The following is a 21,780-nucleotide window of genomic DNA, read 5'->3' as shown; positions in this document are numbered from 1 at the left end:
TGACATCGTGGGTACCGGCAGTGCGGTCGTGCTCCTGCACTCCTCGGCATGCGACCGGCGCATGTGGGATCCGCAGTGGCACGACCTCATCGACGCGGGGTACCGGGTGGTGCGGTGCGACTTCCGGGGCTACGGAGAGACTCCCGTGCCGGACCAGCCCAACAACGACGCGCAGGACGTGCTCGAACTCCTCGACGAGCTGGGCATCGAGCGCGCCGCGGTCGTCGGCGCGTCCTACGGTGGCCGGGTCGCCCTGGAACTCGCGGCGCGCTGGCCGGAACGCGTGAGCACACTGGCCCTGTTGTCGGCCGGCTCGCCCCTCCACCCGTCCACCGACGAACTGGATGCTTTCGACGAGCAGGAGGAGGCCCTGGTGGACGCGGGCGACCTGGATGGGGCCGTGGAACTCAACGTGCGGACCTGGCTGGGGCCGGACGCCGATGAGGAGGCCCGCGAGCTGGTGCGCGCCATGCAGCGGCACGCCTATGACGTGCAACTCGCCGCCGAGGAGGAATTCGATCAGCTGGAGGCCGAGTTCGAGCTGTCGGCCGTCGCCGCCCGGACCCTGATCGTGACGGGGAAGTACGACATGGGCTACTTCAACGACGTGGCCCAGGACCTGGCCGACCGGCTCACCGACGCCCGGCTGGTTCACCTGCCGTGGGGCGGTCATCTGCCCAGCCTGGAACGGCCCAAGGAGATTTCCGCGCTCCTCGTCGACTTTCTGCGGGGCTGATCCCGGCAGGCGTCCTGCCACTGGCCCGTACGCGTGGGGCAGTGAGCCGGGACCAGGCGCAAAGCCGCCCAACAGGCGATCCCGGCAGCCCCGCGCGTAGGCGGTGAGGCTGCCGCATGCCTGGGCGGAAGACGGCCGCCACCACTGACCAGATCAGGAGAAACCTTGACGACCGCAACAGCCATGACTGACGCGGAACTCGCACGCAGACTTCCCTCGCTCGCCAAGTACTTCCGTCCCCTGACGGTCCCGGAGCCCGCCGAGCTGGCCCATGTGCAGCAGCTGTGCGACCTTCCGACCCCCTTCCGCTCCGACGCCGCCGCGGACGCGCTCTTCGTGACCGCCATGCGCGAGATCAACGCCTGGCACGCCGCCCGCAACCCCCTGTACCAGGCCATGTGGCAAAGCGCCGGCTCGCCGCACATACAAAGCGTCGAGGACATCGGCGACCTGCCGTACATCCACGTCAACCTGTTCAAGCGGCACCCGCTCACCTCAATATCGGCCGACGCCGTCGAACTGCGACTGACGTCCTCGGGCACGGGCGGTGAGAAGACCGAGATCGGCTTCGACACCTGGTCCTTCGGCGCCGCCCAACGCATGGCCGCCTGGACCATCAAGGAACTCGGCCTGATCGACACCGAGCGAGCCGCCAACTATCTGGTGCTCGGTCATGAACCGAATCCACGCCTGACCGTCGGGGCCGCCCACGGCGTCAACGAGCTCTGTGACTTCGCTCCCGTGGCCTCTGTGGGCCACGCGCTCCGCAACACCGGGGAGGGCCACGAGTTCAATCCCATGGGCTCGATCGACGCCCTGATCGAATACGCAGCGCGCGACGAACCCGTGCGCCTCGTCGGATTTCCCGCCTTCCTGCACGCGGTGCTCGAACGGATGGCGGTGATGGGGGTACCTCCGCTGGAACTGCCGGAGGGTTCCCTCGTACTGACGGGCGGAGGCTGGAAGAGCCATGCCGACAAGGCTGTCAGCCGGACCGAGTTCCGTGCCGCCATCCAGGAGCAACTGGGCATTTCCGAAGAGCGGATCAGGGACTGTTACGGCTCGGTCGAGCACTGCCTGCCGTACATCGAATGCCCTTCGCACCACTTCCACGTACCGGTCTGGTCCCGCTGCGTGGTCCGGGATGTGCGCACCCTCGAGCCGGTCGGCCACGGTGTCCCCGGCTACCTGCAGTTCGTCTCGCCGTTCATCACCGCGCTGCCTGCCCACAGCATTCTGATGGCCGATCTCGGCACCCTGCACCCGCCCGGCGCCTGCTCGATCGGCACTCCATGGTTCGAGGTACACGGGCGTGCCGGGGTGCGCCGCAACCGTAATTGCGCCATCGCCGCGACAGATCTTCTGGAGAAGCGATGAAGAGCACCCAGCGCACCACGCCGTACTACTGGCAGGGTGCGTGGATCGACGAGTCCGAGGCCGAGAGTCGCCTCGGAGAGCTCGGCCGCATCCTGCCCACACTGCCCGGACCGCTCGACGTAGGGCATGTGCTGGCCGCGTGCGGGCGGCTCTCTGCGTTCCTCACCAACCGGGCCGGCGCCGAGTACCGTCAGCTGTTCGCCGACCTGACGGACCCCGCCACCACCGGTCTGCCGGCCGCCGACGCGGAGGCGTCCCTGACCGCGCTCGCCCACGCACTCTCTCCCGCGTCCCTGGCAGCACAGCTGACCGCTGAACTCGGAGGCATCACCCCGGACCGGCCCGTGGCCGCTCCCTTCGCGGACGGTGCCACGGAGCTGTGGCAGCCGGTCGGAACACTGGTCCACATCGCTCCGCGGAATGTGGCCGTGGCCGGTGTGATGAGTGCAGTCGATGGACTGCTCGCCGGCAATGTCAATGTCGTCAAGACCAGTGGCATGGAGGGCCTGTTCACGCAGCATGCCCTGGCTGCCCTGGCCGCCGCTGATCCGTCCGGACAACTGCGCCGCCGCCTGGTGGTGCTGCGCTTCTCCTCCCGTAATACCACCTGGATGCGCGAGCTGTGCCGTCCGGCCGACGCAGTGACGGTGTGGGGAACCGAAGAAGCGGTGGCCGGCGTGACCCAGTTCCTCCCGGCCGGGTGTCGGCTGGTGGAGTGGGGCCCGAAGATCTCCCTCACCTACCTCGACCGCACTGGCCGCCGGGACATGGACGCGCTGCGCGGCCTGGCGCGGGACGTCCTCCGCAACGGCCAGCGCACCTGCACCAGCCCGCAGGTCGTCTACGTCGACACCCTCGACGCCGACGTGCTGTTCGCCAAGGCGCGGGCGGTGGCGGACGCGCTGGCGGCCGAGGCCGCGAACGTCCCGGCACTCGCCCCGAGCACCGCGGAGCAGGCCGAGATCACCAATGTGGTCACGGTCGCGCGCCTGGAGGAACACCTCGGTCTCACCCGTGCCTTCAGCGCGCCCGACGGCCGCTGGCACGTCCTCGCGGACACCCGCCCCGGGCTTTCCGCCTCCCCTCTGTTCGGGACGGTCTGGGTCAAGCCCTTGCCACGGGAGGACATCGTGCGGGTCCTGCACCCGATGCGCCGCTATCTACAGACCGTGGGCCTCCACGCGGCGGCGGACAGCACCATGGGCCTGTCCTATGAGTTCTTCCGCGCGGGTGCCCTGCGGGTGACACCCCTTGGCGCGATGCTCGACAGCTACGCGGGCGAACCTCATGACGGCCATCTCACCCTGCAGCGCTACAGCCGCCGGGTGAGCATCACCGTTCCAGAGCGGTGACGCCTAGCGGGCCGCCGACTGGCGGCGGACCCACGCATGAGAACTATAGTTCGAAGGATGTAGAACGCGCTATGGGCATACAGCCGACAGGCACTGGGGTCGTGAAGCCGCGGGAGGCCAGGGACCTGAGGGCCCTATCGACTGAATTCAACCGAGATCCGTATCCGGTTTACGCCCAGCTACACCAGGAAGGCCCCGTGCACTGGGTGCGCATGCCCGACGGGCAGGAGCTCTGGCTCGTTGTCGGCTTCGAGGAGGCACGTGCCGCGCTCGCGGATCAGCGGCTGTCCAAGGACCTCGCACAGATTGGTGCCAGTTCCCTGGATCAGGAGCTACTCGGACCGCATCTCCTGGTGTCTGATCCACCTCGGCATACACGACTGCGGCGCCTTGTATCACGTGAGTTCACGCCCCGTCGGGTTGAAGCGATGAAGGACTGGGTGCAGCAGCATGCGGACCGGCTTCTTGACGAGATGCTGCGCTTGGACCGGGCGGATCTGATCGAGTCCTATGCCTTCCCCCTGTCCATTGGCGTTATCTGCGAACTGCTCGGCGTGCCTTCCATGGACCGTATTGCCTTCCGGGCTTGGTCCAACGCGATCAACGCGCCCATCGGTATTCAGGAGAAGCTGGCGGCCTTCCGTGAACTGGCTGAATATCTGGCCAGCCTGATCGAGAGCAAGCGCAAGGATCAGGGCGACGACCTGCTGAGCACGCTTATCCGTACAACTGACGAGGACGGTGACCGCCTGTCTCCGGAGGAGCTCCGTTCCATGGCGTATCTGCTGCTGTCGGCAGGACACGAGACCACAGTCAATCTCATTTCGAACGGTGTGCACGCACTGCTGCGCCATCCGCGCCAACTGGAGGAGCTGCGCAATGACTTCGGGTTGCTGGATAGTGCGGTAGAGGAAATGCTCCGCTACGAGGGCCCCATCGAGATGGCCACGTTCCGGTTCGCGCTTGAGCCGGTTCCCATCGCGGGCACCATCATTCCGGCAGGGGACCCGGTGCTGGTCGCCGTGGCTGCGGCAAACCGCGACAAGCACAGGTTCGACGTGCCTGAGCGGTTCGATATTCAGCGGAACTCCCAGGGGCATCTTGCCTTTGGACATGGCATCCATTACTGTCTTGGTGCCCCACTGGCCCGCATGGAAGGGGTGATCGCCATCCGTAGCCTTCTGAAGCGGTGCCCAGATCTTGCGCTCAATGCTGAATCGGATGAGCTGAACTGGCTTCCCGGTTCTCTGTTGCGCGGTGTGCGGCGACTTCCGGTCCGCTGGTGAGTCTTGTCCATGACCTTCCCCTCGAAGCGTGGAGACGTTGTTATGCCACTTCGGCCCTGAGCTGGACTGGATAGGTGCCGCGGGTACGTGAGCTCGATCTCCAGCCCGGTGTGGTGTGTCGGCCGGTTCGCGCGCGGCCGGTGCGGTGCAGCTCTGTGGACGCGTCTTGCACCAGATCCTCAGGTACTTCCACACGTCAGCCTCTGACCTCGCCACGCTACGGAAGAGTGCTGGGTCAGATCTTGATGACGGTGATGCGTCTGCCGCACAGCGCGGTGAGGTCCTCGGGGTCCGAGGTGAGGACCGTGACGGGGCCGGGGGCTGTGAGGGCGGTGGCGCTGAGCATGGCGTCGATGGCGTGCTTGTGGCCGTGCAGGCCGGCGTCGGCGAGGAGTGCGGCGGCGTGGCGGGCGATGGGCTCGGTGACCGGCTCGACGACGAGGCGGGACAGGGTCCATTCCAGGGCCGGGCGGTTGATCCGGGGGTGGACCACCTCGACGAGGGTGGCGGCGGAGGTGATGACCCGGAGGTCGTCGGCGCGGGCGAGGGCGAGCCAAGCGGTAACGGTGCGGTCGCGCAGCACGGCCTTGGCCAGCCCTTCGCTGTCGAGGACCAGGGTGCCGCCGGGGACGGCGGGGGAGCGGGTCACGCGGCGTCCGCTCCACCGCGCGTCTGCTGGCGGCGGGCCTGGTGGAGCTGGTCGCGCAGGGCCTGGATCTCCTCCTCGGTGATGGGTCCGTGCTCGGCCTCGACGACGGCGATGAGCTCGTTGAGGTTGTCGCGTTCGATCTGGCGGGTGACGGCGGCAGCGACGTAGGCGGACAGGCCGGAGGGGCCGCTGCGGGCCTTGGCGGCTTCGGCGATGTCGCGCGGCATGGTGATCGAGTACTTGCCGGTAGGCTCACTCATGCTACCTATCCTACCCTCGATCCTCCTGCTCATCGCCTGACGTGGACACTGAGACTCTGAGGATGCCTTTGCCGTCTGGGGCTGCTGCGTTGAGCTGGCTCAGAGAGGTGGTGGACGTCATGAGGAGTTCGGCATTTCAGACGCACGGTGTCCCCGGAAGGAGGCGCGGGGGAGGGGCTGTGATTGCCGCGCGGCCAGGCGGAAGCCGGTCTGCGGGAGGCGCGACAGACGTCAAAGCACTGGTCGACGAACTCGGTGCCGCACTGATCCGTGCCGTCCGGCAAGGCGCTGCCGATGACCTGACCTCTGCGGGGACGGGCCACAGCCCGGCCTCCAGCAGCTGGTACGCCTTCGCGTTGGAATACCTGCGGATGCGTTGGCCGCAGGTCGCGGCGAAGACGCGCAACGAGACCAATGACGCGCTGTGTGCGATCACCCTGGCGATGCTCCGGGACGTGCGGGGTCGCCCGAGTGATGAGCTGCTGCGGCAGGCGCTTCGAAACTGGGCGTTCGTCGTGCCCCGGCCGGAGTTGCGGACGGCGCCCCCGGAGGTGCGGCTTGCCCTGCGCTGGGCGGCGAGGGCGTCACGCCCGCTGACCGACCTGCTGGATCCGGCCGTGATGCGGGCCGTGCTGCAAACCCTGCGGCTGAAACAGGACGGCACGGTCGCAGCCGCCGAGACCCAGCGGCACAAGCGCATGACCCTCGTGAACGCCGTGCGGTACGCGATCGAGCAGGGCGGACTCCGGGACGACCCGTTCGCCAACGTCAACTGGCGGATCGCTAAGACCGTCAAGCAGGTTGATCCGCGGGTGGTCGCCAACCCCGCCCAGGTTCGCTCCCTGCTCCACGCCGTCTCTTACGTTGGCAGCTACCGGCGGGCTCGCGGGCGGCGGTTGGTGGGGCTGTTCGCCGGCATGTACTACGCCGGGCTGCGGCCCGAGGAGGCCGTCGCGGTGACCCTGCCGGACTGCGTCCTACCGGCGGAGGGCTGGGGCAGAGTGTTCCTGCACGTCACTCGGCCCCAGGCGGGCAAGAAGTGGACCGACACTGGGTGCCTCCATGACGAGCGTGGGCTGAAGGGACGCCCGCCGGGGGACACCCGTCCGGTGCCGCTGCCGCCCGAGCTGGTGGCGCTGTGGCGAGAGAGCGCCCACACCTTCGGTACCGCTGATGATGGGCGGCTGTTCTTCAACGAACGTGGTGGCGTCCTCGCCTCCAGTACGTACGACCGCGTCTGGCACGAAGCCCGGGAACTGGCCCTGCCGCCCGGCCTGCTGAACACTCCACTCGCGGCTCGCCCCTACGACCTGCGCCACTCGGCCCTGTCCACCTGGCTCAACGCCGGCGTCGATCCCACGGAGGTCGCGGAACGCGCCGGCAACAGTGTCGAGGTCCTCATGACCAAGTACGCCAAGTGCCTGTACGGACGGGCCGCGATCGCCAACCAGCGCATCGAGGCTCTGCTGGACGAATACCACTGAACTCCCTCTTCCCGCCGGGTGGTTTTCCTGAGTGCTCCGGAGATGACCCGGCTCGCTACTGGGCCGGGTTCTCGTCCTGCGGCGCGATGAGTTGGTGTCGCCAGTCGGCGAACCGCTCGCGCAGCGCTGCGGCCTCGGTGGCAGTAAGGCCGTAGGCGGCGAATTGCTTGTCCGTGTAGCGCTGGATGCGGGCGAGTGAGTCGGCGAACATTCGCGGATCGAAGCCGTCGTCGTTCTGCTTGGCCAGCTCCATCAGGCGTTCGCGGGTGTATCCGGCCTTGAGGAGGCCGTCGACGTCGATGGCGTCGCGGACCTCGGCCCGGCCGTCCAGGGCGGTGGTCTTCCCTGCCGCGACGTCGTCGGGGTGCAGGACTGGGCCGAGTTCGGAGGGCACGGGCGGGTGGTTGAGGAACTCGGCGACGAGCTCGACTTTGTTCTGCGTACCGCTGACCGGGTCGGTGACGTTCAACCGGGTGTAGGTGTGCTCGGAGTTCTGGTGGGCCAGTTCCACAGTGAAACCTGCGGCTTCGTAGGCGGCGATGACGCGTTCGGTAGCGGCAGGCATCTCGGTGGTAGCCCGGTTGATCGGAGCAAAGAGGTCGACGTCGTCACTGACCCGGTTGACGATCTGGTGGGCCTGGACGGCGTAGCCGCCCGCCAGGGCGTAGCCGAAGTCGTCGGCGAGCGCGTCGAGCCCGATGCGGATCAGTCGGCGGTGCAGCTCGTCCACTACGCTGCGGCCGCCGCGGGTGAGAGCTCGTGGAAGCGGGCCTGCCAGGCCGCACGGGCCGGAGCGGGCAGGAACAGGTCCGTCCAGTGCCGGCACAACAGATCGGCGTTCAGGTGCGCCCGTAGGTCGGCCGGGGACTGGGCCTCGCGAATCACCCGCTCGTACATCAGGAGCAGGTCGGCCTCGTCGGTGAGGTCGTACTCGTAGGGCGGGCCCCAGTCGATGTGCCGGGGCAGGATCATGGTGCCGGAAGTCGGCCCGACCAACTCGTCGAGCGACTCCGGAAGCGCGTAGATCCTCGCGGCGGCGTACCTGCTCATACACCCAGCATGCCGTAACCGGCCGCGTCGTGGTGCCGACACCGGCATCCGCGTGAGCAGTGAGCGTCACGTTCGACGAAATGCCTGCTCACAGCCGTGCCCAGTGCTGAGCCGGGAAAGTCAAACGGCCTGTTCCCTCCGTATGTTTTTCGACCGTCCTTGTCGGCAAACGCGCAGGTCACAGCAGGTGTCCTCCGGCTTGGGCTCTGCCTTTCGGCTCTCCCATCCCACGCATGTCCCACGCGAGGCGATTTCATGGGATCGGACATTTGGGATTTCGTCCGCCTGGCGCCGCAAAGTCACAGGTCGGAGGCTCGCTGGGCGGAGCGGTCATGGCCAGGATGGCCGTGTGCGTTTTGGCATGAACAAATTAAGCCCTGACCCACGTTTCTGCAGGTCAAGGCTTGTTTTGGTGGTGCCCCCGGCAGGATTCGAACCTGCGCACACGGCTCCGGAGGCCGTTGCTCTATCCCCTGAGCTACGGGGGCGTGTCGGCTGCCTTGTTCGGCGGCGACGGGTAGAACCCTACCAGCTCTGCAGGGGAGATCATGAACGGGTTTTATGGGGGCGGGGGTGGGGTTGAGCTGGGGGAGACCGCCCGCAGGGGGTGGAAGTGGGGAAAACCCGGACGCGGCGGTGGGTGCGGACCTAGGCTCGAGTTGTGCCAGGCGCGTCCGGTCGGGTGCTTGTTGTGGACGACAACAAGGTCATCCGGCAGCTGATCAGGGTCAACCTCGAGCTGGAGGGCTTCGAGGTGGTGACCGCGGCCGACGGTGCCGAGTGTCTGGACGTCGTCGATCAGGTTTGCCCGGACCTGATCACCCTTGATGTGGTGATGCCCCGGCTCGACGGGCTCCGCACCGCCGCCAGGCTCCGCGGTGATCCCCGGACGCGTCGGTTGCCGCTCATCATCGTCAGTGCCTGTACGCAGTACGAAGTCGAGGCCGGGCTCGACGTCGGCGTCGACGCCTTCCTCGCCAAGCCCTTCGAGCCCTCCGAACTCGTCGCGCTCGTACGACAGTTGGTGGAGCGTGGGGAGACCGACGCCGGTTCGCCGCAGTTCGACATCGGTGCCGGCACCCCGGCGGGCGGGACCGGCGGTGGAGCCGAGCACGCAGAGCACGCTGAGCGTGCCGGGCGCACCGGAAGCTGAACCCGGGAAGCAGAACTCCGGAAGCGGATTCGGCCCCGGCGCCGACGACCCGGCCTTCACCCACCCGCCCTCCGGCCTCCGCAATCACCCCGCCCCCGTCCACATCCCGGACCCCGACGTAAACCGGCTCGCATACCCACCCCCCTCCTCCCATACGCTTGTCCCGTGACTCCCGTCGAGCTCTCCCGCACCGTGCTGCGCGCGGTGCGTTGTGCTGTGGACCGGGGGGAGCTGAGCGTGGCGGTGCCCGCACGGGCGGTGGTCACTGTGCCGGGGCCTGGCGGCAGTGGGGACTACGCGACGAACATCGCCTTGCAGCTGGCCCGGCCCGCGGGGCGGCCGCCCCGGCAGGTCGCCGAGATCCTGCGGCCCCACCTCAGCCGGACCGAGGGCGTCGCCGCCGTCGAGATCACCGGGCCCGGGTTCCTCAACATCCACCTCGACCGGGCCGCCGTCACCGCCCTCGTACGCCGGATCCAGGGAGCCCAAGGGGCCCAGGCCCCGGACCACCCTCACCCCCCCTACGGCCACAGCGGCACCCTCGCCGGGCAGGTCGTCCGGCTCCGTATCCCGTACGACATCCGCGCCGAAGTCGTCGCCGACGCGCTCGTACGGATCGTCGCCAGCCAGAGTGGCCGGGTCGAGGTCGACCACGTCAGGCCCGGGCGGTTCGAAGCAGCCGGAGGAGCTGGCGCGCCCGGCAAGCCCGGCGAACCCGGAGACCCCAACGCCTCCGACCAACCCATCGACCTCCGGCCCGTCCCCGCCCCCGAGGACCCCACCCCCCTCGGCCCCGACGCCCTCCGCTGGGCCCTGCTGCACCCCGCCGCCCACGACCGGCCCCGTATCACCGCCGACCTCCTGGTGCAGCGCGCGAGCAACCCCCTCTTCCGGGTCCGTTACGCCCACGCCCGAGCCCGCGCACTCACCCGTAACGCCGCCGCCCTCGGCTTCACCGGCGAGCCCGGCGCCCTGGACGCCCCCGGCGACACCACCCCCCTCCTCGCCGCCCTCACCGAATACCCCCACACCCTCGCCCGGGCGGCAGCCGACCACGCCCCCGACCGTCTCGCCCGGCAGCTGGTCGTCATCGCCGACGCCCTGCTCGCCCTCCAGCACAGGGTGCTGCCGCGCGGCGACGAGAAACCCTCGGCCGCCCACCGCGCCCGGCTGGCGCTCGCCGAAGCCGCCGGGACGGTGCTGGCCGGCGGCCTGTCCCTGCTCGGCATCGACGCACCCGAATACCTCTGAGCAAGCCATACGAGCCATACGAGCCACACAAGCCAGAAGGGCCCACGAGCCCAAGCCCACCGGCCCATGGCCGACCGGCCCAAGCCCAACGCCCCAAAGCCCACCGGCTCCCAGCCCTCGGCCCCCCGCTCGCCCAGAGTCCGCAGAGTCAGAAAGAGCCCACACCAGTCATGAGCCGATCCGCACACCCCGCCGGCCCCCGTCACGCCGATGTCCTCCCCGAGGGGCACTACGCCGCCCCGCCTGCCGACCTGAACATGCTCGACCCGAAGGTGTGGTCGCAGACGGTCACGCGCGCGGCCGACGGAGTCGTCCGCGTCGGCGGGATCGATGTCAAGACGCTGGCTGAGGAGTTCGGCACCCCCGCCTACTTCCTCGACGAGGCCGACTTCCGCGCCCGGGCGCGCGCCTGGCGTACCGCGTTCGGGCAGGACGCCGACGTCTTCTACGCCGGCAAGGCCTTCCTCTCCCGCGCGATCGTCCGCTGGCTGCACGAGGAAGGGCTCAACCTCGACGTCTGCTCCGCCGGCGAACTCGCCACCGCCCTCTCCGCCGGCATGCCCGCCGACCGCATCGCCCTCCACGGCAACAACAAGTCCACGGACGAGATCCACCGGGCCATAGAGGCCGGTGTCGGGCGTATCGTCCTCGACTCCTTCCAGGAGATCGTGCGCGTTGCGCACATCGCCCAGTCCCTCGGCAAGCGGCAGCGCGTGCAGATCCGCGTCACCGTCGGCGTCGAGGCGCACACGCACGAGTTCATCGCCACCGCGCACGAGGACCAGAAGTTCGGCATCCCGCTCGCCGGCGGGCAGGCGGCGGAAGCCGTACGGCGGGCCCTCAAGCTCGACGGGCTCGAGCTCATCGGCATCCACTCCCACATCGGCTCGCAGATCTTCGACACCTCCGGCTTCGAGGTCGCCGCGCACCGCGTCGTCGGGCTGCTCAAGGAGGTCCGCGACGAGCACGGCGTCGAACTGCCCGAGATCGACCTCGGCGGCGGGCTCGGCATCGCGTACACCAGCGACGACGACCCGCGTGAGCCGCACGAGATCGCGAAGGCGCTCACCGAGATCGTCACGCGCGAGTGCGAGAGCGCCAAGCTGCGCACGCCGCGTATCTCCGTCGAACCCGGCCGCGCCATCGTCGGCCCGACCGCCTTCACCCTCTACGAGGTCGGCACCATCAAGCCGCTGGACGGCCTGCGCACGTACGTCTCCGTCGACGGCGGCATGTCCGACAACATCCGGACCGCGCTCTACGACGCCGAGTACAGCGTCGCCCTCGTGTCCCGGACGAGCGATGCCGAGCCCATGCTCGCCCGCGTCGTCGGCAAGCACTGCGAGAGCGGCGACATCGTGGTCAAGGACGCGTTCCTGCCGGCGGACCTGGCACCGGGTGACCTGATCGCCGTACCCGCGACGGGTGCCTACTGCCGTTCGATGGCCAGCAACTACAACCACGCCCTGCGCCCGCCGGTCGTCGCCGTCGATGATGGAGAGGCCCGGGTGATCGTCCGCCGGGAGACGGAGGAGGACCTTCTCCGCCTCGACGTCGGGTGACCACCGACCATCCGAGGCCCTCAAGGCCCGCAAAAACCCCGGGTACTCGGGGCCGAAAGATCTTCGGTCCCGTCGCCCTGAGAAAATGAAATAGATGTCTCACGATCCGGACGAGGGATAGAAACTCCCGTCCGGTAAGTGAGACTGGTCCAAACCGTATTCGGTGTATGTGAGGAAACGAGGTCGGATGATGCGTACGCGTCCGCTGAAGGTGGCGCTGCTGGGCTGTGGGGTTGTCGGCTCAGAGGTGGCGCGCATCATGACGACGCACGCCGACGACCTCGCCGCCAGGATCGGCGCTCCCGTCGAGCTCGCCGGAGTGGCCGTACGGCGGCCCTCCAAGATCCGTGAGGGCATCGACCCGGCCCTCGTCACCACCGACGCGACCGCGCTCGTCAAACGCGGCGACATCGACGTCGTCGTCGAGGTGATCGGCGGTATCGAGCCCGCCCGCACCCTCATCACCACCGCGTTCGAGCACGGCGCCTCCGTCGTCTCCGCCAACAAGGCCCTCCTCGCCCAGGACGGCGCGGCCCTGCACGCGGCAGCGGACGAAGCCGACAAAGACCTCTACTACGAGGCCGCCGTCGCCGGCGCCATCCCGCTGATCCGCCCGCTGCGCGAGTCCCTGGCAGGGGACAAGATCAACCGGGTGATGGGTATCGTCAACGGGACGACCAACTTCATCCTCGACAAGATGGACTCCACGGGGGCCGGTTACCAGGAGGCCCTCGACGAGGCCACCGCCCTGGGGTATGCGGAAGCCGACCCGACTGCCGACGTCGAGGGCTTCGACGCTGCCGCCAAGGCCGCGATCCTCGCCGGTATCGCCTTCCACTCGCGGGTACGGCTCGACGACGTCTACCGCGAGGGGATGACGGAAGTCACCGCCGCCGACTTCGCCTCCGCCAAGAACATGGGCTGCACCATCAAGCTGCTCGCCATCTGCGAGCGGGCCGCCGACGGGGGCTCCGTCACCGCGCGCGTGCACCCCGCGATGATTCCGCTGACCCACCCCCTCGCCTCCGTGCGCGGCGCGTACAACGCCGTGTTCGTCGAGTCGGACGCTGCCGGGCAGTTGATGTTCTACGGGCCTGGCGCGGGCGGTTCCCCCACTGCCTCCGCCGTCCTCGGGGACCTCGTGGCCGTGTGCCGCAACCGGCTTGCGGGTGCCACCGGGCCCGGTGAGTCCGCGTATGCCGCCCTGCCCGTCTCGCCCATGGGCGAGGTCGTCACGCGCTACCACATCAGCCTCGACGTCGCGGACAAACCGGGTGTTCTCGCCCAGGTGGCCACCGTGTTCGCCGAGCACGGCGTGTCGATCGATACGGTTCGCCAGCAGGGCAAGGACGGCGAGGCCTCTCTCGTCGTCGTCACCCACCGCGCGTCCGACGCCTCCCTCAACGGGACCGTCGAGGCGCTGCGCAACCTCGACACCGTGCGGGGTGTCGCCAGCATCATGCGGGTTGAAGGAGAGTAACCAGCAATGACCCACCAGTGGCGCGGAATCATCGAGGAGTACCGGGACCGGCTGCCCGTCTCCGACACCACGCCGGTCGTGACGCTCCGCGAGGGCGGCACGCCCCTCGTACCCGCGCAGGTGCTCTCCGAGCGCACGGGTTGCGAGGTCCACCTCAAGGTGGAGGGCGCCAACCCGACCGGGTCCTTCAAGGACCGCGGTATGACCATGGCCATCACCCGGGCGAAGGAAGAGGGCGCGAAGGCCGTCATCTGCGCCTCCACGGGCAACACGTCCGCCTCGGCCGCCGCGTACGCCGTACGCGCGGGCATGGTCTCCGCCGTGCTCGTCCCGCAGGGCAAGATCGCGCTCGGCAAGATGGGCCAGGCCCTCGTGCACGGCGCGAAGATCCTCCAGGTCGACGGCAACTTCGACGACTGCCTCACCCTCGCGCGTGAACTCAGCGACAACTACCCGGTGGCGCTGGTCAATTCGGTCAACCCGGTGCGTATCGAGGGCCAGAAGACCGCCGCGTTCGAGATCGTGGACATGCTCGGCGACGCCCCCGACATCCACGTCCTCCCGGTGGGCAACGCCGGCAACATCACGGCGTACTGGAAGGGCTACAAGGAGTACGCCGCCGACGGCATCGCCGCGAAGACGCCCCGCATGTGGGGCTTCCAGGCCTCCGGCTCCGCGCCGATCGTGCGCGGCGAGGTCGTCAAGGACCCGTCGACCATCGCCACCGCGATCCGCATCGGCAACCCCGCGTCCTGGCAGTACGCCCTGGCCGCGCGGGACGAGTCCGGCGGCGCCATCGATGAGGTGACGGACCGTGAGATCCTGCGCGCCTACCGGATGTTGGCCGCGCAGGAGGGTGTCTTCGTGGAGCCCGCCTCCGCCGCGTCCGTGGCCGGTCTGCTCAAGGCCGCCGAGAACGGCAAGGTCGACCCGGGCCAGACCATCGTCTGCACGGTCACCGGAAACGGCCTGAAGGACCCGGACTGGGCCGTCGCGGGCGCTCCGCAGCCGGTGACCGTCCCGGTCGACGCGGCGACGGCGGCCGAGCGCCTCGGTCTCGCCTAGCCGCTCTGGGTAACAGCTCGGGTAACAGTTCGAAACGACCTGCGAGTCGCGCGTAGACGCCGTTTCCCGGGGGATAACCCTGACAGGACCCGACGGGGGGTGCACAGGGGGCTTACGACACGCATCGTGCGCCTCCTGTGCGCCCTATGTCGCCACAGAACCTTCCTTCGATAGGCTGTACTGAACCCGCCCGCTGCATATGCCCCGCAAGGGTGCGGCGCCGCCGTGCCGTCCCGAGCGGCCGCAGGGTTCTCGCGTCGTATCGAATGTCATTCGACAATCGTCAATTTCGCAGTTCAAGGAGAGTCATCGAGCGATGGCCGGTCCAGCGTTTCGCGCAGCCGCCGTACGGGTGCGCGTCCCCGCCACCAGCGCCAACCTCGGCCCGGGCTTCGACGCCCTCGGCCTGTCGCTGGGGCTCTACGACGACGTGGTCGTCCGCGTGGCCGACTCCGGCCTGCACGTCGACATCGCCGGGGAGGGCAGCGAGACACTCCCGCGCGACGAGAAGCACCTCCTCGTACGGTCCCTGCGCACCGCCTTCGACCTGCTGGGCGGGCAGCCCCGGGGCCTTGAGATCGTGTGCGCCAACCGCATCCCGCACGGCCGCGGTCTCGGCTCCTCCTCCGCCGCCATCTGCGCCGGCATCGTCGCCGCCCGTGCCGTGACCATAGGCGGCGAGAACCGCCTCGACGACGCCGCGCTGCTCGAACTCGCCACGGAGATCGAGGGCCATCCCGACAACGTCGCGGCCTGTCTCCTCGGCGGCTTCACGCTCTCCTGGATGGAGGGCGGCGCCGCGCGGGCGATCAGGATGGAGCCTGACGATTCCATCGTTCCGGTGGTTTTCGTCCCGGGAAAGCCGGTTCTGACGGAGACGGCGCGCGGACTGCTCCCGCGCAACGTCCCGCACGTCGACGCGGCCACCAACGCCGGCCGGGCCGCCCTGCTCGTCGAGGCCCTGACCAGGCGCCCCGAGCTGCTGCTGCCCGCCACCGAGGACCGGCTGCACCAGGAATACCGGGCGCCCGCCATGCCGGAGAGCGCGGCCCTGGTCGAGCGACTGCGGGCCGACGGCGTCCCGGCGGTAATCTCCGGCGCCGGACCCACGGTCCTGGCCCTGGCCGACGAGGCCAGCGCCGACAAGGTCGCCCACCTCGCCGGCGAGGGCTGGGCCGCCAACCGGCTGGACCTCGACGCCCGAGGGGCGTGCGTCATGCCGCTGACCACCTCCGTCGCCGAAACCGGCGCCGACATCGGCGACGAGTAGGGGCGCACGGTTGCCGGATTTCGAGAGGGGGAATGTTTGTTGGATCCGGTAGTGTTAACCTCAAGTCTGCACCTGCCCCAGCCATGGCGAGGTGCTTATCGTCCCCGTCCGGGACAACCTCTCTTCCGGGAGTCTCCCCAGCCGCACTGTGCTTCGTACGTCAAGCTGTACGCCGTACGCAGGCACTGAGCGGTCTGCCGAGCAGGCTCCGGAACCGGCGTGACCGAGAGCCGCGTGACACAGACACTGAGTGCCACGGCCCCGTGAACGCCGAATCACCAGCAAATTTTCCTCCGCCGCTTTGGCGGACCACCGCCCCGGCACGGTCCACCCCAACAGGGCCGAAGCCGGACAGCACAACCGGTCGCCGAGCCAGAAGGCCGACGTCCGCTCCAGGGAAGGACCCTTCGTGAGCGACACCACCGATCTGATGGGCGCACGTGTCGAGGAGACCGCTGCCGCGCCCGCCACGGACGCCGCGCCTGCCAGCGGTGCCGGCTCCCGGCGGCGCCGCGGCACCGGCCTCGAGGGCATGGTGCTGGCCGAGCTGCAGCAGGTCGCATCCGGCCTCGGCATCAGGGGCACCGCGCGTATGCGCAAGAGCCAGCTGATCGAGGTCATCAAGGAGGCGCAGGCGGGCGGGGGAGCCCCGGCCAAGGCCGAGGCCGCCACCGAGACCAAGCCGAAGCGCCGCGCCACCTCGAAGGCGCGCACGGGCGAGGACACAGCCGCCACAGCCGCCGAGAAGGCCGCAGCCAAGAAGGCCGAGGCACCCGCCGAGAAGGCCGAGGCACCCGCCGAGAAGGCCGACAAGGCCGAGAAGGCCGTGGCCCAGCAGCAGATCGAGATCCCCGGCCAGCCGGCCGGTGGGGACGAGGCGCCCACCGAGCGCCGTCGTCGCCGTGCCACCGCCGACGCGGGCAGCCCCGAGACGGTCACCGCCGAGGCGAAGAGCGAGCCGAAGGCCGAAGCGCCGGCCCAGGCCCAGCCGCAGGCCGAGGCCAAGGGCGACGCCGCCGAGGGCGACGGCCGTCAGGGCCGCCGTGACCGTCGTGAGCGCGGCCGCGACCGCGACCGCGGCGACCGCCGTGGCAAGGGCGACGAGCAGCAGGGCGGCGGCCGTCAGGACCGTCAGCAGCAGGGCCAGCAGCAGGGCGGCGGCCGTCAGGACCGTCAGCGCGACGCCGGTCCGCAGGACGACGACGACTTCGAGGGCGGACGCCGTGGCCGTCGCGGCCGCTACCGCGACCGCCGTGGCCGTCGCGGCCGCGACGAGATGGGCGGCCCCGAGCCGCAGCTCGCCGAGGACGACGTCCTGATCCCCGTCGCGGGCATCCTGGACATCCTCGACAACTACGCCTTCATCCGTACATCGGGCTACCTGCCCGGCCCGAACGACGTGTATGTCTCCCTCGCCCAGGTCCGCAAGAACGGCCTGCGCAAGGGTGACCACGTCACCGGTGCGGTCCGTCAGCCGAAGGAGGGGGAGCGCCGCGAGAAGTTCAACGCGCTCGTCCGCCTCGACTCCGTCAACGGCATGGCGCCCGAACACGGCCGTGGCCGCCCGGAGTTCAACAAGCTGACGCCGCTGTACCCGCAGGACCGGCTCCGCCTGGAGACGGACCCGGGCGTGCTGACCACCCGCATCATCGACCTCGTGTCGCCGATCGGTAAGGGCCAGCGCGGTCTGATCGTGGCCCCGCCGAAGACCGGCAAGACCATGATCATGCAGGCGATCGCCAACGCGATCACGCACAACAACCCCGAGTGCCACCTGATGGTCGTCCTCGTCGACGAGCGTCCGGAAGAGGTCACCGACATGCAGCGGTCGGTCAAGGGCGAGGTCATCTCCTCGACCTTCGACCGCCCGGCCGAGGACCACACGACGGTCGCCGAACTCGCCATCGAGCGTGCGAAGCGGCTCGTCGAGCTGGGCCACGACGTGGTCGTGCTGCTCGACTCCATCACCCGTCTGGGTCGTGCGTACAACCTCGCCGCCCCGGCCTCCGGGCGCATCCTGTCCGGTGGTGTCGACTCGACGGCCCTCTACCCGCCGAAGCGCTTCTTCGGTGCGGCACGGAACATCGAGGACGGTGGCTCGCTCACCATCCTCGCCACCGCCCTGGTGGACACCGGGTCCCGTATGGACGAGGTCATCTTCGAGGAGTTCAAGGGCACGGGTAACGCAGAGCTGAAGCTCGACCGGAAGCTCGCGGACAAGCGCATCTTCCCCGCGGTGGACGTGGACGCGTCCGGTACCCGTAAGGAAGAGATCCTGCTCGCCAGCGACGAGCTCGCCATCGTCTGGAAGCTGCGGCGGGTGCTGCACGCGCTGGATCAGCAGCAGGCGGTCGAGCTGCTTCTCGACAAGATGAAGCAGACGAAGTCGAACGCGGAGTTCCTGATGCAGATTCAGAAGACGACGCCGGCGCCTGGGAACGGCGACTAGTAGCTCGGGGCCAACAGCACTGGGGTCACCCTCTTTGTGAGGGTGGCCCCAGTTTTGTGTGGACAGGTGTACGATCTCGGTCTTCGTATGATTGATCAACTCTTGACTCATCAGGGGGGACTTGAGTGGCTAGACCCTTGTCCGGAGCCGTTGCCGCGGCGATAACCGGGGCGCTGCTGGTGTCGACGCCGAGTGCCGCCAGCGGCGCCGACTCGTCGACGTCGGACGCGCTGGACATACGGATCGCGCAGGCCATGGCGGCGGACGACACCGCCGGCAGGACACCGGAGCCGGAGCCCTCGTCGTCGGCGAGTGCCGGTTCGGACGCGAGTGAGAGCTCGGAGGCGCCGGGCCGGGAGGCCCAGATCATCGGCGGCTCGGAGACCACGGTCGGCTCGGCGCCGTGGATGGCCCAGCTCTGGTACTACGACGACGTCCAGGGCTTCGGCTTCTTCTGTGGCGGCTCGGTCGTCTCGCCGACGAAGATCCTCACCGCGGCGCACTGTGCCGACAAGACCTCCTACGACTGGGCCAAGTACGGCGCCGTCGTCACGGGCACCGATCAGCTGCCCACGGCCGTCTACAACGACGACGGCAGCCTGAACCACATGGACTACCACGGCGGCACGGTCACCCAGCTGTCGCGCCAGTGGAACCCCACCTCGTACAACGAGGCCAAGATCGACAACGACATCGCGGTGCTCACACTGAGGGCGCCGGTCAAGGCCACGCCGATCAAGATGACGACGTCGAACGACACCGCCTCGTACGCCGCAGGCACCAAGGCCAGGGTCTACGGCTGGGGCCGTACCAGCTCCACCAGTGACGAGATCTCGCAGACGCTGAAGACCGCCGAGATGCCAGTGGTGAGCGACACCACGTGCGCGAACTTCTGGGGGGACTACTTCATCAAGGGCCACATGGTCTGCGCGGGCAAGCCTTCCGGCGGCACCGACGCGAGCACCACCGCCAGCTGCAACGGCGACTCCGGCGGCCCGCTCGTGTGGAACAACAGGGTCATCGGCGTCGTCTCGTGGGGCGTCACGGACTGCGTGTACCAGGGCGCGTACCCGGTATTCGCCAAGGTCAGCAACTACGTCGGGGTGACCCAGCCCCGTGTCGACGACACCAACATCAGCCGGGACGACAAGGCCGACGTCTTCCTGCGCGTGAAGTCGACCGGCACCGGCTACGTCCGCGACTCCAAGGGCTCCTCGCTCGCCACGCGCGAGTCCCTGACCTCGTACGGCAGCTGGAAGGGCTACAACCTCGTCCAGCAGACCGACCTGAACCGGGACGGCTACCAGGACTACGTCCTGCGCCGCTCGTCCGACGGTGACGTCTTCTGGCGGCGTTATGTGCCGTCCACGAAGAAGTGGACGACCACGCAGATCTTCGACAACTGGAAGACCCGCACCCGGATCCTCACCCCCGGCGACGTCACCGGGGACGCCCTGCCCGACCTGCTCTCGGTCGACTCGGCGGGCGCCCTGTGGATCTACCCGGGCAAGGGCAACGGCACCTTCGCGACCCGCGTCAAGGTGGGCACGGGCTGGAACACGTACAACGCGGTGCTCGGTCACGGCGACTTCACGGGCGACGGCAAGGCCGACCTGATCGCGCGCACCAAGACCGGCTCGAACATCTACCTCTACAAGGGCAACGGCAAGTCCGGCACGGGCGCCTTCGCCTCCCGGATCAAGGTCCGCTCGAACTGGAGCGGCTACAACACGCTCATCACTCCCGGTGACGTGAGCGGCGACGGCAGGGCGGACCTCCTGGCCCGTACCACCGGCGGCACGCTGTACCTCTACAAGGGCACGTCGAAGGCCACCAGCGAGATCTTCAGCACACGCGTCTCGCTCGGCACCGGTTACGGCCAGTACGACCTTCTCGGCTGAAACACCAGGTGAGCCCGGACCCGCCGGGCTCATCCGTCACACACGGTGCCCATCGCTCTTACGCGATGGGCACCGTTCGTCGGGCAACCTTTTTCCGAATTACTCCGTCTGACCGTTCGGAGTGACCATGAGCGGTACGGCCACATCCGACCCAGCAGGCCTGGGTCTGAGCGCAGGGGGTAACCGACCGGAACAAGAGGACCGAGGAGCACATGTCCGCCGAGAGCACGGAACCCGGCACTCCGGGGAAGCCCGCCACTACCGGCACCACCGGCCCGCGTCACCGCGCGGCGCGCCCCAAGCGCGGCAAGGCGGTGCTCGTCACCGTCTGGACCGCCGCGGGCATCCTCGTACTGGGCGGCACGAGCGCCGGATACCTGTACTTCAAGCTCAACGGCAACATCAAGAGCGTCGACATCAACCAGTCCCTCGGCACCGACCGGCCCCTCGACGTCGACAACGGCTCCCAGGACATCCTCGTCCTCGGCTCCGACACCCGCTCGGGCAGCAACAAGAAGCTCGGCGGCGGCGTGGACGACGGCAGCGCCCGCTCCGACACGGCGATGGTCGTGCACGTGTACGAGGGCCACAAGCGGGCGAGCGTGGTCTCCATACCCCGGGACACCCTCGTCGAGCGGCCCGAGTGCACCGACCCGGACGGCAAGACGCATCCGGCGGCCACGGCGGCGATGTTCAACTCCGCGTACACCACCGGCGGCGCCGCGTGCGCGGTCAAGACCGTCGAGTCCATGACCGGGATCCGCATGGACCACTACATCGAGGTCGACTTCGCGGGCTTCGAGAAGCTCATCAATGTCCTCGGCGGGGTCGACATCACCACCACCAAGGACATCAAGGACCCCGACAGCCACCTCGACCTCAAGGCCGGGGAGCACACGCTGGGCGGCAAACAGGCCCTCGGTCTCGTCCGCACCCGGCACGGGGTCGGCGACGGCTCCGACCTCGGCCGTATCCAGCTCCAGCAGGCCTTCATCAAGGCGTTGCTCGAACAGGTCAAGGAGGTAGGCCTCTTCTCCAGCCCGAAGAAGCTCTACGACCTCGCCGACACCGCCACGGACGCCGTCACCACCGACTCCGACCTCGACTCCGTCAAGGACCTGGCCTCCTTCGCGAACGGCCTCAAAGGCATCAGCTCCAAGAACATGACCATGATCACAATGCCGGTCCAGTACGACCCGGCGGACCCGAACCGGGTACTGGTCGACGAGAAGAAGTCAACGCAGGTCTGGGCCGCCCTGAAGGCCGACAGGACGATCCCGAAGTCAGCGACAAAGGGCACGGCGACGGGCACGGCGGAGGGGGTCGTGGCTTCTTCTTGAGCGGGGCTTCTGCTTGGACGGGGCCTCTTCTTGAACGGGGCCTCTTCCTGGTGGGGTGCCTATTTTTGACTGGGGGCGCCGGAGGGTCTTTCAGGGGCGCGGGAACTGCGCGACA

Annotated in this window: 18 protein-coding genes and 1 tRNA gene; 14 read left to right on the top strand and 5 right to left on the bottom strand. The window is 68.8% G+C overall.

Going from position 1 to position 21,780, the window contains the following annotated elements; all coding sequences use genetic code 11:
- Positions 1-7 precede the first annotated feature (7 nt).
- From F3T56_RS30995 to F3T56_RS30980, 4 genes are all read left to right on the top strand, one after another.
- Entirely contained in the window at positions 8-736 is a 729-nt protein-coding gene (locus F3T56_RS30995) for an alpha/beta fold hydrolase (RefSeq protein WP_342787009.1), read from the top strand.
- 165 nt (positions 737-901) lie between these two features.
- On the top strand, positions 902-2,113 hold the full coding sequence (locus F3T56_RS30990) for a LuxE/PaaK family acyltransferase (RefSeq protein WP_246204070.1): 1,212 nt from the start codon (positions 902-904) through the stop codon (positions 2,111-2,113).
- Positions 2,110-3,465 (top strand): acyl-CoA reductase, encoded by a 1,356-nt coding sequence (locus F3T56_RS30985; RefSeq protein WP_149828650.1) that lies wholly within the window; start codon positions 2,110-2,112, stop codon positions 3,463-3,465. Before F3T56_RS30990 ends, F3T56_RS30985 begins: the two co-directional genes overlap by 4 nt.
- 71 nt (positions 3,466-3,536) lie before the next feature.
- Positions 3,537-4,751, top strand: coding sequence for a cytochrome P450 family protein (locus tag F3T56_RS30980; RefSeq protein WP_149828649.1), 1,215 nt, complete (start codon positions 3,537-3,539; stop codon positions 4,749-4,751).
- 235 nt (positions 4,752-4,986) lie between these two features.
- Here the strand turns inward: F3T56_RS30980 and F3T56_RS47130 are convergent, their stop codons facing one another.
- Together F3T56_RS47130 and F3T56_RS30970 are read right to left on the bottom strand one after the other, a co-directional pair.
- Positions 4,987-5,400 (bottom strand): PIN domain-containing protein, encoded by a 414-nt coding sequence (locus F3T56_RS47130; RefSeq protein WP_149828648.1) that lies wholly within the window; start codon positions 5,398-5,400, stop codon positions 4,987-4,989.
- Positions 5,397-5,660, bottom strand: a complete 264-nt coding sequence (locus tag F3T56_RS30970; RefSeq protein ID WP_149828647.1) for a magnesium transporter CorA family protein — start codon at positions 5,658-5,660, stop codon at positions 5,397-5,399. The genes F3T56_RS47130 and F3T56_RS30970 overlap by 4 nt, the downstream gene beginning before the upstream one ends.
- A 371-nt stretch (positions 5,661-6,031) precedes the next feature.
- Between F3T56_RS30970 and F3T56_RS30965 the strand changes: the two genes are divergently transcribed.
- Complete coding sequence (locus F3T56_RS30965; RefSeq protein WP_246204067.1) at positions 6,032-7,144, top strand: tyrosine-type recombinase/integrase; 1,113 nt, start codon at positions 6,032-6,034, stop codon at positions 7,142-7,144.
- A gap of 55 nt (positions 7,145-7,199) precedes the next feature.
- On the opposite strand, the gene F3T56_RS30960 is transcribed toward F3T56_RS30965, so the two are convergent.
- The 3 genes from F3T56_RS30960 to F3T56_RS30950 all read right to left on the bottom strand — a co-directional run bounded on the left by F3T56_RS30960 (position 7,200) and on the right by F3T56_RS30950 (position 8,682).
- The gene (locus F3T56_RS30960) at positions 7,200-7,874 is read right to left on the bottom strand and encodes a nucleotidyl transferase AbiEii/AbiGii toxin family protein (RefSeq protein ID WP_149828645.1); all 675 of its coding nucleotides are present in this window, start codon (positions 7,872-7,874) and stop codon (positions 7,200-7,202) included.
- Entirely contained in the window at positions 7,874-8,194 is a 321-nt protein-coding gene (locus F3T56_RS30955; RefSeq protein ID WP_149828644.1) for a hypothetical protein, read from the bottom strand. The genes F3T56_RS30960 and F3T56_RS30955 overlap by 1 nt, the downstream gene beginning before the upstream one ends.
- Before the next feature lie 413 nt (positions 8,195-8,607).
- A tRNA-Arg gene (locus tag F3T56_RS30950) sits at positions 8,608-8,682 on the bottom strand.
- 203 nt (positions 8,683-8,885) lie between these two features.
- Here F3T56_RS30950 and F3T56_RS30945 point away from each other — a divergent pair.
- The 9 genes from F3T56_RS30945 to F3T56_RS30905 all read left to right on the top strand — a co-directional run bounded on the left by F3T56_RS30945 (position 8,886) and on the right by F3T56_RS30905 (position 21,665).
- A complete protein-coding gene (locus F3T56_RS30945; RefSeq protein ID WP_246204065.1) occupies positions 8,886-9,347 on the top strand; it encodes a response regulator in 462 nt (153 codons plus the stop codon).
- A 165-nt stretch (positions 9,348-9,512) separates the two neighbouring features.
- On the top strand, positions 9,513-10,598 hold the full coding sequence (gene nrtL, locus F3T56_RS30940) for an ArgS-related anticodon-binding protein NrtL (RefSeq protein ID WP_172639226.1): 1,086 nt from the start codon (positions 9,513-9,515) through the stop codon (positions 10,596-10,598).
- 170 nt (positions 10,599-10,768) lie between these two features.
- Positions 10,769-12,160 (top strand): diaminopimelate decarboxylase, encoded by a 1,392-nt coding sequence (lysA, locus tag F3T56_RS30935; protein WP_149828643.1) that lies wholly within the window; start codon positions 10,769-10,771, stop codon positions 12,158-12,160.
- Positions 12,161-12,347: 187 nt separating this feature from the next.
- Complete coding sequence (locus tag F3T56_RS30930; RefSeq protein WP_172639225.1) at positions 12,348-13,640, top strand: homoserine dehydrogenase; 1,293 nt, start codon at positions 12,348-12,350, stop codon at positions 13,638-13,640.
- Positions 13,641-13,646: 6 nt separating this feature from the next.
- Positions 13,647-14,705 carry a threonine synthase gene (thrC, locus tag F3T56_RS30925; protein WP_149828642.1) on the top strand — a complete coding sequence of 353 codons (1,059 nt, stop codon included), beginning with the start codon at positions 13,647-13,649 and terminating at the stop codon, positions 14,703-14,705.
- A gap of 316 nt (positions 14,706-15,021) precedes the next feature.
- The gene (thrB, locus tag F3T56_RS30920; RefSeq protein WP_149828641.1) at positions 15,022-15,975 is read left to right on the top strand and encodes a homoserine kinase; all 954 of its coding nucleotides are present in this window, start codon (positions 15,022-15,024) and stop codon (positions 15,973-15,975) included.
- Between the two features lie 409 nt (positions 15,976-16,384).
- Positions 16,385-18,424 (top strand): transcription termination factor Rho, encoded by a 2,040-nt coding sequence (gene rho, locus F3T56_RS30915; RefSeq protein WP_149828640.1) that lies wholly within the window; start codon positions 16,385-16,387, stop codon positions 18,422-18,424.
- A gap of 137 nt (positions 18,425-18,561) precedes the next feature.
- On the top strand, positions 18,562-20,325 hold the full coding sequence (locus F3T56_RS30910) for a trypsin-like serine protease (protein WP_246204063.1): 1,764 nt from the start codon (positions 18,562-18,564) through the stop codon (positions 20,323-20,325).
- Positions 20,326-20,537: 212 nt separating this feature from the next.
- On the top strand, positions 20,538-21,665 hold the full coding sequence (locus F3T56_RS30905; RefSeq protein ID WP_149828639.1) for an LCP family protein: 1,128 nt from the start codon (positions 20,538-20,540) through the stop codon (positions 21,663-21,665).
- Positions 21,666-21,780 lie beyond the last annotated feature (115 nt).

The organism is Streptomyces tailanensis (assembly GCF_008386495.1).
GTDB lineage: Bacteria > Actinomycetota > Actinomycetes > Streptomycetales > Streptomycetaceae > Streptomyces > Streptomyces tailanensis.
This window is presented reverse-complemented; position numbering and strand designations above follow the sequence as displayed.

What these genes read in the sequence shown, in the direction of transcription:
- F3T56_RS30905 (WP_149828639.1), top strand. Translation starts at nt 20,538, where the DNA reads ATGTCCGCCGAGAGCACGGAACCCGGCACTCCGGGGAAGCCCGCCACT.
- F3T56_RS30955 (WP_149828644.1), bottom strand. Translation starts at nt 8,194, where the DNA reads ATGAGCAGGTACGCCGCCGCGAGGATCTACGCGCTTCCGGAGTCGCTC.
- F3T56_RS30930 (WP_172639225.1), top strand. Translation starts at nt 12,348, where the DNA reads ATGATGCGTACGCGTCCGCTGAAGGTGGCGCTGCTGGGCTGTGGGGTT.
- F3T56_RS30965 (WP_246204067.1), top strand. Translation starts at nt 6,032, where the DNA reads ATGCGTTGGCCGCAGGTCGCGGCGAAGACGCGCAACGAGACCAATGAC.
- F3T56_RS30985 (WP_149828650.1), top strand. Translation starts at nt 2,110, where the DNA reads ATGAAGAGCACCCAGCGCACCACGCCGTACTACTGGCAGGGTGCGTGG.
- lysA (WP_149828643.1), top strand. Translation starts at nt 10,769, where the DNA reads ATGAGCCGATCCGCACACCCCGCCGGCCCCCGTCACGCCGATGTCCTC.
- thrB (WP_149828641.1), top strand. Translation starts at nt 15,022, where the DNA reads ATGGCCGGTCCAGCGTTTCGCGCAGCCGCCGTACGGGTGCGCGTCCCC.
- thrC (WP_149828642.1), top strand. Translation starts at nt 13,647, where the DNA reads ATGACCCACCAGTGGCGCGGAATCATCGAGGAGTACCGGGACCGGCTG.
- F3T56_RS30970 (WP_149828647.1), bottom strand. Translation starts at nt 5,660, where the DNA reads ATGAGTGAGCCTACCGGCAAGTACTCGATCACCATGCCGCGCGACATC.
- F3T56_RS30980 (WP_149828649.1), top strand. Translation starts at nt 3,537, where the DNA reads ATGGGCATACAGCCGACAGGCACTGGGGTCGTGAAGCCGCGGGAGGCC.